A 12,825-nucleotide genomic window follows, 5' to 3' on the forward strand; every position below is an offset into this window, starting at 1 on the left:
TAGGGGATGTCCCCTCAATCTGGCAATCTCGAAAGGAGTCTGCCATGCTGATTCTATCGCGCAAGCAGGGACAGTCGATTGTGATTGCCCAAGACATTGTGGTGAACGTGGTCGACATTGGCCGTGGCCGGGTGCAAATTGGAGTTACGGCCCCTGCGCATTTGCCGATCCACCGAGAAGAAATTCATCGCCGCATTCGGGAAGAGAGCAGAGAACAATTAGCGGTTAGCAATTAGCCGATCATGGCAGCGTGGGTGCTTGCCAATCGCTAATCGCTAATTGCCTGGACATGCCGAGCGGTGAAAATGAATGTGCCGCCAACGGCCCCCGTCGCGCTGCCACACGCGCGTTTCCTGCATGGCCGTGGTGACGGGATTGCCATCAGGGCCAAGTTTCTGCGTCAGCCGTACATAAGCCACGACGGCCGCATCTTCGCCGCAAAAAACCACATGCGGCGCTATCATCGTGGTGTTGCGCTGACCGCCGCCATTGGGCAAGTCGAAATAAAACCGATGGAAAGACATGCCGTGGACCAAATACCCATGTGCCTCAGGCTCGAAGCACGTGAGTTGTGGGTGACAAAGTTCCTCGTACGTTTTCCAATCGCCCGCCACGATAGCGTCGAGGAGTTTTTTATTGAGCGTTAGCAATTCGTCACGAGCGGACATGGCATGCACCGAAAAAAGCTGTGCGTGAGTTAAGGACAATCTTGGTCAGGCGTTACTTTCCAGCAGCCCGAGCGAAATTAGTTTTTCCTGGCATTCGTCGCGCTCGCGGCAGCGATTCAGTCCGATCCAGGTGGAATCTTGGACGGCCATAAAATCTTCGGCGGTTCCGCGCGCGCGGCCGGTGGCGGCCAAACGAGTCATCAATCGGACGATCAACTCTCGATCCAGCCGCGTCAAAAACATGGCTTCCAGCCGGTAATCGACAAACGCTTCCCACACGAGCGGGAACAGCGGCTGCACAATTTGCTGGCCCATGGCCGTGGAATAGGCCCGAATTTCTTCCTGGGCGTGCGAATCCATCCGTAGCGCCAAAAAATGCAGCAGGTTGTGCAGATCGATTTTCCAATAGGCTTCGGTATAAGTCGATAGTGGCAAATCTTTTCGGGCTTGCTCGCGGGCCACGCCGGCGGCGATTCGCTCTTCGTACATACGCCGGGCATGGATTTGAAATTCGGCTTCGGTGGCCGAAAGCTTGGCGCCCGTTTCGGCGCTGACGGCTGTGCCGCTGCCTTGGCGATTGCCGGTGGCCTGCGAGCGCCACTGCGTCGGTTGCGTGGCCTGGGCGGCGTCGATCGCCAGCGAATAGCGAGTGCTGTACTCGTTTACGTTGGCGGTGCGGTGGCGAATCCATTGCCGCCAGCAATCCATAGGGACACGCACCAAGAACTTGATTTCCGCCATTTCGAACGGCGTGGTGTGCCGGTGCCGCATGAGATAACGAATGAGCCCACGGTCGTCGGAAACTTTGCGTGTGCCTTCGCCGTAACTTACACGGGCCGCTTGAACGACGGCCGGATCGTCCCCCATGACGTCGACCAGGCAGACGAAGCCATCGTCTAGCACCGGGATTTTTTTCCAGCGAAGCTCGTCGGCGATGGCGGCGTTGTTGGGCATGGAAGAGGGTTCAGGAGTCAGGAGCTGTAGGAATGCAGAAAAAAGTGGGCGGTTCACTTTTGTTTGGCCAGTAGTTCTTCGAGCAGCTTGGCCAGCAGCGATGGGTTGTCTTTTTGCTGCAAGTTTTCGACGCGAGTGGAGGGTATCTTCAACTTTTCTAGCACTTTGGCGATGTCTTTCCAGCGCTTGGCCCGGGCTTTTCCCTCGGCCAAATACAGTTCAGTGACATGCTCGCCCAAGCGTTGCAGCAGGATGGCTTCCTGGTTGTTGTAATAGTTTTTGATGACTTTCTGCTGATATTTCGAGTAATTGGCCATGGCTGTGAATCCGTTCAGAAAGGGCGTATGTGGGGGACCGCTGTCGTCGTCGAACCGCCGTTGAACGTAAGCAGTTGGGCGACGTTTCACAAGTGGGGGAGTGGCCAAGCTGCAATGCCGGTTGCAAATGGGTTATGCGGAAGCTCGAGAGCCACAATTTCGCCTTTCATGTTCCGCTGGCCGGCTTTACCATCGTGCTACAATGTCAACCGGCGAACGCCATCCTCTGCTGACCGGCACGGTGATTACCAGCGTCGGCACGCTTGCCAGCCGCGTGTTGGGATTGGTGCGCGACAGCGCTATAGCGGCGCTGTTTGGTCTGGCGGCCGGTGGGGTGCTGGATGCCCTGGTAATTGCCTTTCGCATTCCCAATTTGTTTCGGGCGCTGTTTGGTGAAGGCGCGCTCACGGCGAGTTATTTGCCGGTGTTCACGCAGGCTTTAGAAGAAAATCGCTCCAGTGGTTGGCAATTGTTCCGCGCCACGATGAAGTGGCTGGCGTTGCTGTTGTCGATTGTTACGCTCATCGTTGAATTAGGCATTGGCGTTTGGGCATGGTTGGCCAAGGACAATCCACATGTCCTGCTGCTGGCAGGGCTCACGGCGGCCCTGTTGCCCTATTTGATTTTGGTGTGCCTTATGGCGATTACTTCGGCTACATTGCAGGGGCTGGGACGATTTGGGGCACCGGCTTTCGCACCGGCGGCATTGAATGCGTGCTGGATTATCGGCGCGGTCTGCGTCGCTCCGCATGTTTCGAGCAATCCGGTTGTTCAAGGCTACGCACTTGCCGCATGCATTCTCATCGGCGGAATTGCGCAATGGATGGTGCAGTGGCCGGCGCTGCGGGCTGAAGGTTTCATGGTTAAGCCGGCGCTTCACGCCGATCACAAATTCGATTCCACGCTGGTTCAGTTACGGCGAATTCGCCTGGGCATGATTCCCACCACGCTGGCTTTAACCGTCACGCAGCTAAATACGCTCTCCGATAGCGTAGTGGCCTGGGCATTAGCCGCGCCGAAAAACGGGCCACACACCATCGCCTGGCTGGGAAATGTTGCATACCCCATGGAACAGGGCGCCGCAGCAGCGATTTATTTTGGCGAGCGATTGTATCAGTTCCCGCTGGGTTTGATCGGCATCGCCGCGGCGACCGTGGCATTTCCGCTGCTGGCGCAACATGCGGCCCGGGGCGATCGCGCGGCGTTGGCAGGCGATTTAACCCTGGGATTGCGGATGGTGCTGTTGGCTGCGGTACCCAGCGCAGTTGGCCTGGTTGTATTGGCCCAGCCGATTGCCCGATTGCTATTTGAACATGGCCGCTTTACCGCCGACGATTCTCAACGGGCTGCCGGCATGATCGCTGTATACGGCGCCGGCGTGTGGGCTTACTGTGCGCTGCCCGTGTTGGTGCGAGCATTTTATGCCGTGGGCGATCGGATCACGCCGTTGCGCGTGGCATTGGGGGCGGTCGGGTTGAATTTAGCGCTGGACTTCACGCTGATTTGGCCGCTGGCTGAAAAAGGATTGGCCGCTGCGACAGCCATATCTGCGGCGCTACAAGCGGGGGTTTTGACGATGCTATTTTCCAAATTTCACGTGCCGCTTGTCTGGCGAAGACTGACGGCCACTACCGTGCGATCCATCGTTGCGTCCGCGGCAATGGCTGCGGTTAGTCTGCTGGTATTGCACAGCATTCCCTACCATGCCGGCGCGTGGAACGCCTGTCTGCGCGTTGTGGCGCCTATCATGGCCTGTGTTGCAGTTTATGGCGGAGTGTTGACAATGATCGGCCGCACGGAGTGGGGGGATTTGCTCAGGAGAAAATAGCGGCTCGTTGCCTCTCGATTGCCCAGGGAACAATCATTGGCCTCCCTGGATTTTTGATCCTACGGACACTAAATTAACAGTTCCGGTTAATCCCACGATTCTCACTCCTTGACTTCTGTTCCCCCTGACCTCTGCCAATGCCCACAATCAACTTCGTTAACGAAAAGAAAGAAATCCAAGTTTCCGATGGCGCCAATCTGCGCAGCGAAGCATTGAAGGCCGGCGTCAATTTATACTACGGTTTCAATGGTGTCGGGCAGTCGGCCAACAAACTATTCAACTGCCATGGCTTTGGCTTGTGCGGCACTTGCCGAGTGCTGATTACGCAGGGGATGCAAAACGCGAATCCCATGACCGTGATGGAAAAGGTGAAATTCAAAACGCCGTTGCCCACGCCCATTCCCGATCCGCTGCCGTGTCTGGCATATATTGGCCATGAAGACACCATGCGATTGGCTTGTTGCGTGAAAGTTCACGGCGATATGACCGTGGTCACGAATCCGCCGGTTGACCTGTTCGGTGAGAATTTTTTTAGTTGAGAAGTAGAGCGATTAGCAAATGGCCAGCGGAATAAACGTTGTACATATCGGATATTGCTAATCGCGGGTTGTTGCCAGCTAATTGCTAGTCGCTAACTGCCAACCGCTTTTATTTGTGAAACAAATTGTCGCCATCGTCAAACCGTACTTAGCGGAAAAGGTGTTGGAGAGCCTGAAGCGTGCCCCTTTGGAGGCCGTCAGCGTCCGGGAGGTGAAAGGTTATGGCCGGCAAAAAAGCTATCTCGATCAATACGGCGACAGCGAATACTCGCTGGCTTTCTTATCCAAAGTCGAACTGAATCTCTGGGTCGACGACGCCCGGGCCGAGGAAATCCTCCGCAAAATTGTGGAAGTCGCCCGCACCGGCCGCATGGGGGATGGCAAAATCTTCGTCTTGCCTGCCACGCAAGCAGAAACGATTGAGTTTTGAAGCGGGGAGAAGTGACACGTAAAGCGGCCGGAGAACGTCATGCGTACGGTTGCCGGTCGAGCTGTAGTAGGGTGGGTCGCGCTACGCTTGACCCACCCTACGTAGTTGATCTTCGAATTTACTTTAAATCCCGCCGCCGCCGGTGCCGGCACCTTCGTGGGCGAAGATTTTTTCGAAGCGGGCGCGGTTTTCGCGGGTGAGCCTCTGGCAATCGAGCAGCATTTTTTCGCGGTCGGGGTATTCCAGCAGCCGGGCCAGTTTGATTTGCTCTTCCGGATCGTCGGGCAAATCGTGCCGGGCCGTGGTGTTCATCAGGCGCAAGCGGCTAACCATCGCCAGCAGCACGCGGTAGCTAGTGCTGAAAAAGTCGAAATCTGCTTGCGAAATCGCGCCGATTTTTTCCAGTTTTTCCAAGGCGTCCAAGGTGGCGGGCGCGCGCACTTCCGGATGTTGGCCGCCGTGCTTCAGTTGCAGCATTTGGGCGACAAATTCCACGTCAACCAGACCGCCCGGCCCGCGCTTCAAGTTCGTGTGCTTGGCGGTGTGTTCCATGCGGTGGCGCATGGAGCGGATTTCGTCGGCGTATTCAGGCTGCCAGGGCCGACGGTAGGCGCAATCGACCACGGCCTGCATGGCGGCGGCCGCTGCTTGCGATGAACCGTACACCACCCGCGCTTTACACAATGCCTGCCGCTCCCAAAGTTGCCCGCTGCCCGCGTCAAAGTAGCGGCGGAATTCAGCCAGCGAGGTCGCCAGGGCGCCGCTTTTTCCGGTGGGCCGAAGCCGGGGATCGATCTCGTAGAGCCGGCCGTGTGGCCCCAGTTGGCTGCCTGATTTAATCACGCGTTGACCCAGCTCGCTGAAAAAATGCTGGTTGGTGGTGGTCTCGCCGCTACGCTTGCTGCGACGTGCGTGAAACGTGCCGCCATCGGTCTCGTACAAAAACACCATGTCCAAATCGCTGTGATAGTTGATCTCGCAGCCGCCAAACTTGCCCATCGCCAGCACGATAAACTCTGACGGTTGTCCGGTCCGCTCGCCTTCGGGGATCATCGGCTCGCCCAATTTGGCAGCCAGTTTTCCGTATTCGGTACGGGTAATAAGCCGCAGACAAACCTCGGCAATGTCAGCCAATGCACTGCACGTAGCCACAATGTCTTCCTTGCCCAAAATGTCTCGTACCCCTACCCGTAGCACCTGGGCATTTTTAAAGCTGTGCAAAATCAGTTCGAGATCTTCCGCTCCGTGCGCCAATTCATTGAGGTTGGCTTCCAGCGTTTGGTGCGAGGGGAGCTTATCGAGCACCAGGCTGTCCATCAGCTCGTCGATCATGCCTGGGTTGCTGATTAAAATGCTTGACAAGTACGGGCTGGACGCACAGAGCTCGACGTACAAATGCAGCGACGGTGGATTGAAGCTAAACAACTCCCACAAGACCCCTTTACCGCCGAGGGAATCGCTGACTTTGCTCAAGTTGACCAGCGTTTGGTCGGGGTCAGGGGTGGCGGCAATGGCCGGCAACAGCCGCGGGGCAATCGCCGCCAAAAAATGACGGCACCGCCGCGTGGACAAAAAGCGAATGCGCTCCTGCGATAGCGTCATCAGGTTTTGATAAGCCAATTGCGAGTCGTGGAATGGATAGCGTCCCAGCACGCCGGAAATGTAATCGGACTGCGGATCAGGATCGAGCACGAGATCGACCTCGGGCTCAGGGTGGTCTTCTTCGCCGAACGCATCATGCAACAAGTGGTCCAAAATCTTCCGGTTTAACACCGTGCGTTGTTTGTAATCGGCGGTGAAGGCGTCCAGCGCTGGACGTTCAGGCGTGTCGGTGTAGCCCATGCGAATCGCCAGCCGCCGCAATTCCTGATTCGAAGTGGGGAGCAAATGCGTTTGCAAATCGAACATCAATTGAAGCCGATGTTCGGTTTTGCGCAGGAAGGCGTAGTTTTCCTCCAAGATGCCGCGTTCCTGCCAAGTGAGGCTACCGCCGTTTTCCAACATGGCAATGGCTTCCAACGTGTTGCCGGTGCGCAGCTCAGAGAAATCGCCGCCAGAAAGCAATTGCAAAAACTGGATGGTGAATTCGATGTCACGGATGCCGCCATGGCCTGTTTTGACATTTCGCAAATCGGCCCCTTCCGATTTTACGTGCTGTTCGATCCGCCGCTTCAGCGCCTTGATGCCGGCAATGTCGGCCCTATTCAAATAGCGTCGATAAATCCACGGCTCCAATTGACGCAAAAACTCCTGGGCGAAATCCAAATCTCCCGCTGCCGCGCGGGCTTTCAAAAACGCCTGCCGTTCCCAGGTACGGCCCGATACATCGTAATAATGCAGCGCGCTTTCAAGGCTGGGTACCGTGGGGCCATGCTGTCCTTCGGGCCGTAGCCGCAAATCGACGCGATAAGCAGTTCCCAAATTGGTCGGTTCAATTAACAGCTTGATGATGTCGCGTGCCAGGCGGTCGAAAAATTCCACATTGGCGAGCGATCGCTGCCCGTCGGTAGCGCCATCCGCTTCGTACAGAAAAATCAAATCGATGTCGCTGGAATAATTCAATTCGTCGCCGCCCAGCTTGCCCATGGCTAGCAAGGCAAATCGAGATCGCTGCCCATCGGGCCGGCGGGGCACGCCGCGCTTTTGCTCCAGCGCGCTGCGGGCGAAACGAAAGGCCGCTTCTAAAATGGCGTCGGCCAGGTGGGAAATTTGGCTGGTCACAATTTCCAACCGCTGCCCACGGATGATGTCGCCATAGGCAATCCGCAACGTTTCGCGGCGCTTGAACCGCCGCAGGGCGGTCATCACGGCCTTCTCGTCGTTGAGCGCCGCCACTTCGGCACACAATTCATCGACAATCACGTTCCGCGCTACCGGCTGCCCTTCGGTCATGCGTAGCAGGTCGTAGGCTTCCGAATCGGTCACTAACAAATCGCTGAGATACTGACTGGTCGAGAAAATTTGCAACAAGATCGGCAACGCCTCACGATCGCGCTCAAACAGCGTGGCCAGCGACAAGGGATTCCGCACAGCCGCCACAAACCTGTCCAAGTTATTGAGCGCCATGTCCGGGTCGCTGAGCCGCGGCAAGTGCTCGGCCAATTGATCGCACATGATGCCGAGCAAATCGAGCGGAATGCCGGACAGCGCCATCCGCACCAACGAGGCATGGGCCCGATCGACATCGTCCAATTTCCAAGCGCCCAGCCAGCGGCCGGCTTCTTGCGGATGATCGAGGTATTGGCGAAGTTGGTTGATGTCCATGGAAAGTGCCATTATGCACAAAAAACCGGAGGTAAATCCAGGACCGTCGGCACGGTGAAATTGGTATTCTGTGGTAGAATCTGGCCACCAGAGCTTGGGCTTCGATTGTAGTGATGACGGAAAATGGGAATCGCGCAATGGACGATCAAGAACTGGAAAACCTGGAACCAGATCCGCGATTTCCCAGCGGCGCATGGACCGGTTTCTATTTGCAATACTGGCTGCCCGGCCGGCATGCGACAAACCTGCAACTAAGCTTCAGCGAGGGAAAATTAAGCGGTGAAGGGAAAGATCAGGTGGGGAGATACACCGTTGACGGCGGCTACGATCTGGAAACGGGCCAATGCCAGTGGACCAAACAGTATATTGGCCGGCACTGCATTGCGTACAAAGGCACGAACGAAGGGCACGGAATTTGGGGCGTTTACGAATTGAATCAACTTTGGGGCTTGCTGACCGACCGAGGTGGCTTTCACATTTGGCCCGAGGGGTTCGATGCCGCCGACGCAGCTGATGCGGCCGACGAATCGGACGAAATTGAGAAAACTTTGCTGGAAGTGATGCGCAGCCAATCTGGAAATCGTACGCTTCGGTTTGTGTTTGCAGGCTTTTTGATTGTTATTATCGCGATCGCCGTCGGCCTGGGTTTTTTGCTGAAAATATTTTGGAAACCATAGTCCACTTGTGCGCGTAGTGTCAAACACTCCGACTAAAGGATGAATTCATGGTCAACGTTCAACGGATTACGCCGTTTTTGTGGTTCGACACGCAGGCCGAAGAGGCGGCCAAGTTTTATGTTTCGATCTTTCCCCATTCCAAAATCACCGCCACGACGCATTACAGCGAGGCGGGCCGCGATGTTCATCACAAACTGCCTGGCAGCGTGTTGACGGTGGGCTTTGAACTCGATGGGCTGCACTTCACGGCGCTGAACGGCGGGCCGCAATTTAAGTTTACGGAAGCCGTTTCGTTCGTCGTTCATTGCGAAACGCAGGCCGAAGTGGACCACTATTGGAGCAAACTCGGCGCCGACGGCGACCCCAAAGCCCAGCAATGCGGCTGGCTGAAAGATAAATACGGGTTGTCCTGGCAGATTGTGCCCAATGCCATGATTCAAATGCTCAGTGACCCGGACAAAACCAAATCGGGGCGGATCATGCAGGCCTTGATGCAGATGAAGAAGCTCGATATCACCAAGCTGCAGCAAGCCTTTGCAGGATAACTTGGTCGGAGGCGCAATGTTCTTCAAGATGGCATGAACGTGCGCCGATGAAGAAAATGGCGGAAACCCGAATCTAAATGGGTTCCGTGGGTCTTGTAGAAAAGGTTCCCGCACCTTTTCTCGCGAGTTCAGACTCTTTTCGCGGCTCTAGTCCGGCGTTTTTACTTACTCGGGGGGAGCGGTTCTCAAGGATTGATCCTGGAGGATCGCGAGACATGCTAGCACGGATTTACCGCCGCGCTGCGCGAACGATGCGCCCGCTCTGGCTCAAAAACCGTTTAGCCGGGCGCTTTGACGAACAAAGCGTGCTGGTGCTAACTTCGTCGCCACGTTCGGGGAGTACTTTGCTGGGGCAGGTGTTGGCTTCGATTCCAGGGACGTGCGTACTGTTTGAGCCGCTGCACTTGGATCGGGTGCCGGAGGCAAAGGCGGCCGGCTTTTCCTGGAGGACTTACGTTGAGCCGGACGTAAGTTGGCCCGCGGGAGAGGAGTTTTTGAGACGCGTGTTTTCCGGGAGGGTGATCAATAAATGGACCGCCAGCGAAATGACTTTTCGTGAAGCAACTAGAGCGAACAAGATGATCGTTAAGTTTGTGCGAGCCAATCGGCTGCTCCCCTGGATGTGCCAAACATTTGAAATGCCCGCTCCCATTTTGTTGATTCGGCACCCCTGTGCGGTGATTGCTTCGCAGTTGAAATATGGTTGGAAGAATTCCAAACGATCTGTCGCGCCGCCTTACGTCACTGAATGCCCGCTCTTCAAGGCTACGCTTTCTAAGACGGGAGGCGACGAAGAGAACCTGGCTGCCTATTGGGCATTGGATCAGCTTCCGGCGTTGATGCAATCACCGCCTCATCCTTGGACCATAGTCACGTACGAGGAACTGGTTTTGCGCCCCGTGCCGACGCTGACCAGGATCGTTCGACGATGGAACCTGGAGATCGATATTTCGGCCGCGCTGTCACGACTTAAAATTCCCTCCAGCATGGTCAGCAAGTCGGGCATTAGCGGTGTTACCGGATGGAAAAAGGACTTGTCGCCTTTCCAAATAGCAAGGATTCTCAGGATCACACAAGCGATGGGCCTGCAGTTTTATACGGCAGAAGAGGAAGCTGATTATAGCGCTTTGTACAGCCAGCAACTGGCCGAAGAATTACGTCGGGCCGGCACGACGGAAGACGGCCAAAATCAAGTCCGCCGCGCTGCCTAGGGAAGGCAAGCGTTCGTGCGTGACAATAAGTCTGGCAGAGAATTTTGCTGGACTCTTATGATTTCAGTCCACTTGTCGTGCTTGTCAGATTCCCGTGCTACAACGGCGCGATCGTCTCAGAAATCGTCTCAATTCGAGACTGCCCTTTCGGCATGAGCTAGGATTTATTTAGGAAGCCTGTTTCTAGTGTGCCAACATCCCATCGAAGGTTGTATGGGTACAATAAAAGTGAAAAGTACTATTGTCTAATGTTTTGCGATGAAATTGCTGTCCAGCATCCCTCAAAAAGCGTCTGAAATGGTTACAGCAATTGTCGCAAATCTTTGACAGGCACGGCACTTGCAACTGTAAGGGGTATCAACGTCCGACCCCTTTCAAGGCGCGATTATTTTTCTCATCTACGCTCATCGTGTGCGCTTAAATGGTGAGGCGGACAGAAGGAAAACGCCATGTATAATGCTCGTGCTTTATCCCAGGGGGTATGGGCCAAACTTTACCCCCTAGGTTCGCCCGCTGCACCGCGAACCGCTTCCCGTCCGGAACGTATAAAAATGAGTAGTGCCATCGACATACCATCGCAAACCGAAAATTCAGAAGCCTGGTCGCGGAAGTCCGACGAAGCGCTTCTGTTGGAGCATCGGTTGCGAGGGAGTCGTCGGGCTTTTGAGGAGTTAGTGCAACGTTACGAACGCGAACTTTATAGCTACCTGCGTCGCTATTTGAGCGACGCCACGCTGGCCGAGGACGTGTTCCAGGCGACGTTCCTGCAGCTACACTTGAAGGCCGAACAGTTTGAGGAAGGACGCAAAGTGCGTCCGTGGTTGTACACTATTGCCACGAATCAGGCGATCGATGCCCAGCGCCGCAATCGGCGTCACAAGATGGTCAGCCTGGATCGGCGCGGTCACAGCCAGGAGTTGCAAGACAACGTGGGCTCGCTGCTCGATTTGCTCACCAGCAAGGAGCCGCAAGCCGCCGATAACTTAGAGACAGATGAACGTCGCCAATGGGTGCGCCAAGCCATTGCGCAATTGCCCGACGCCCTGCGGGAAGCGGTGTTGTTGGTATACTATCAGGGAATGAAATATCGCGAGGCCGCTGAGGTGTTGGACATTCCGGTTGGAACCGTGAAGAGCCGGATGCACGCTGCCATTTTGAAGCTGAACGAAGCCTGGATTCAACATCATCCGAGCGAAGATGAGTAATTCCATCCGCGAGCACTTGATTGGTTATTTGATTGGGGCCGCCGAGCCCGAGGAATGCTCGTTGGTGGAGCAGCAATTGGCGCAGGATGAATCGGCGCGCCGCGAATTGGAATTGCTGCGGTCAAGTTTGCATCCATTGGACAGTGACAGCGCGCACGAGGAACCGCCCGCCGGGTTGGCGCAGCGTTGCTGCGATTACGTTTATTCTCGGACCGAGGTTTTGCCCGCCGCGCTGTCGGCAGCGGCTAGCGGCACCTCAACTAAGGCTACGCGGCGCTGGTCGCGGTTGGAGCTGGCGGTCGCCGGCGCCATAGCGGCAGCCGTGGCGGTGTTCCTGCTGCCGAAAATATATCAAAGCCAAATCCAAGCTCAACTTTTGGCCTGCCAGAATAATTTGAAGGACATCGGCTTTGCCGCGGCAGATTATAGCCAGCATAACGGCGGGTACTATCCGGCCGTGCAACCTGGCGACCGCATTAATGCCGTGGGGATGTGGGCCCCCACGTTGGTTACGCAACAATATATTCCGCCATCGGGCAAAACGATGATTTGTCCTTCGTCCACAGACGCCGGCATTTCGAACTTTCACGTTCCGACGGTCGAGGAAGTGGAAGCTTTGGACGCTGCGCGCTTGGCACAAGAGTTACCGCAATTAAGTGGCAGCTACGGCGGCCCGGTCGGCTACATGCAAGATGGGAAATATAAATTGCCCCGCAATCAGGGTCGTTCAAATATGGCGGTATTTGCCGATCGCCCTGGAAAGAATGGCACCAATAGCCCCAATCACGGCAGCGGGCAAAATGTGTTGCGCGACGACGGGAGCGTGATCTATTTGACCACGCCAGAAATTGGCCCGAACGCCGATAACATCTACCTGAACCGCAACCACGAAGTAGCGCCCGGGGTGGATGAAGGGGACTCGGTGATCGGAGACAGCGCGCTAAAGTTACCGCCCTTGCCGTGACGGAAATGTTGCTCATCTGCAACGCATCTGCCTGTTGGATGTGGGTTGCCGGCATCACGCGAAACGCCGTAGCTCTGATCCTTTCAGGCACGTCTTCTCGCTAAACTCTTGTGAGACTTCCGGTTGGGGGCGATCGAATATCTTTCGAAGCGTCCTCCGCTCGTTTGGCATCGCACCTGCATTAGACTCATATCACCTTCCTAACGGATCTCCTCCTGATCCA

Annotated in this window: 13 protein-coding genes; 9 read left to right on the plus strand and 4 right to left on the minus strand. The window is 55.8% G+C overall.

Features of this window, described 5'->3' with window-relative positions:
• Window positions 1-44: 44 nt before the first annotated feature.
• Window positions 45-236 (plus strand): carbon storage regulator, encoded by a 192-nt coding sequence (locus tag VMJ32_04985; protein HTQ38357.1) that lies wholly within the window; start codon window positions 45-47, stop codon window positions 234-236.
• A 39-nt stretch (window positions 237-275) separates the two neighbouring features.
• Here VMJ32_04985 and VMJ32_04990 read toward each other — a convergent pair whose 3' ends face one another.
• From VMJ32_04990 to VMJ32_05000, 3 genes are read right to left on the minus strand one after another with little or no spacing between them, the layout of a single operon-like run.
• Window positions 276-668, minus strand: a complete 393-nt coding sequence (locus VMJ32_04990; GenBank protein HTQ38358.1) for a DUF4440 domain-containing protein — start codon at window positions 666-668, stop codon at window positions 276-278.
• A 45-nt stretch (window positions 669-713) separates the two neighbouring features.
• Window positions 714-1,622, minus strand: coding sequence for an FAD-dependent thymidylate synthase (thyX, locus tag VMJ32_04995; GenBank protein ID HTQ38359.1), 909 nt, complete (start codon window positions 1,620-1,622; stop codon window positions 714-716).
• Between the two features lie 53 nt (window positions 1,623-1,675).
• Window positions 1,676-1,939 (minus strand): hypothetical protein, encoded by a 264-nt coding sequence (locus VMJ32_05000; GenBank protein HTQ38360.1) that lies wholly within the window; start codon window positions 1,937-1,939, stop codon window positions 1,676-1,678.
• A 202-nt stretch (window positions 1,940-2,141) separates the two neighbouring features.
• Here VMJ32_05000 and murJ point away from each other — a divergent pair, with 202 nt between their 5' ends.
• The 3 genes from murJ to VMJ32_05015 all read left to right on the plus strand — a co-directional run bounded on the left by murJ (window position 2,142) and on the right by VMJ32_05015 (window position 4,736).
• On the plus strand, window positions 2,142-3,767 hold the full coding sequence (gene murJ, locus VMJ32_05005) for a murein biosynthesis integral membrane protein MurJ (protein HTQ38361.1): 1,626 nt from the start codon (window positions 2,142-2,144) through the stop codon (window positions 3,765-3,767).
• 137 nt (window positions 3,768-3,904) lie between these two features.
• On the plus strand, window positions 3,905-4,306 hold the full coding sequence (locus VMJ32_05010; GenBank protein HTQ38362.1) for a ferredoxin: 402 nt from the start codon (window positions 3,905-3,907) through the stop codon (window positions 4,304-4,306).
• 115 nt (window positions 4,307-4,421) lie between these two features.
• Window positions 4,422-4,736 carry a P-II family nitrogen regulator gene (locus tag VMJ32_05015; GenBank protein ID HTQ38363.1) on the plus strand — a complete coding sequence of 105 codons (315 nt, stop codon included), beginning with the start codon at window positions 4,422-4,424 and terminating at the stop codon, window positions 4,734-4,736.
• A gap of 123 nt (window positions 4,737-4,859) precedes the next feature.
• On the opposite strand, the gene glnE is transcribed toward VMJ32_05015, so the two are convergent.
• A complete protein-coding gene (gene glnE / locus VMJ32_05020) occupies window positions 4,860-8,012 on the minus strand; it encodes a bifunctional [glutamate--ammonia ligase]-adenylyl-L-tyrosine phosphorylase/[glutamate--ammonia-ligase] adenylyltransferase (GenBank protein ID HTQ38364.1) in 3,153 nt (1,050 codons plus the stop codon).
• A 125-nt stretch (window positions 8,013-8,137) separates the two neighbouring features.
• Between glnE and VMJ32_05025 the strand changes: the two genes are divergently transcribed.
• From VMJ32_05025 to VMJ32_05045, 5 genes are all read left to right on the plus strand, one after another.
• On the plus strand, window positions 8,138-8,677 hold the full coding sequence (locus tag VMJ32_05025) for a hypothetical protein (GenBank protein HTQ38365.1): 540 nt from the start codon (window positions 8,138-8,140) through the stop codon (window positions 8,675-8,677).
• A 47-nt stretch (window positions 8,678-8,724) separates the two neighbouring features.
• Window positions 8,725-9,222 (plus strand): VOC family protein, encoded by a 498-nt coding sequence (locus tag VMJ32_05030; protein HTQ38366.1) that lies wholly within the window; start codon window positions 8,725-8,727, stop codon window positions 9,220-9,222.
• Between the two features lie 215 nt (window positions 9,223-9,437).
• Window positions 9,438-10,433, plus strand: coding sequence for a sulfotransferase (locus VMJ32_05035; protein ID HTQ38367.1), 996 nt, complete (start codon window positions 9,438-9,440; stop codon window positions 10,431-10,433).
• A gap of 551 nt (window positions 10,434-10,984) precedes the next feature.
• A complete protein-coding gene (locus VMJ32_05040) occupies window positions 10,985-11,638 on the plus strand; it encodes an RNA polymerase sigma factor (protein HTQ38368.1) in 654 nt (217 codons plus the stop codon).
• Window positions 11,631-12,602, plus strand: coding sequence for a hypothetical protein (locus VMJ32_05045; GenBank protein ID HTQ38369.1), 972 nt, complete (start codon window positions 11,631-11,633; stop codon window positions 12,600-12,602). The genes VMJ32_05040 and VMJ32_05045 overlap by 8 nt, the downstream gene beginning before the upstream one ends.
• The last annotated feature ends 223 nt before the right edge of the window (window positions 12,603-12,825 follow it).

This window comes from Pirellulales bacterium (assembly GCA_035499655.1).
GTDB lineage: Bacteria > Planctomycetota > Planctomycetia > Pirellulales > JADZDJ01 > DATJYL01.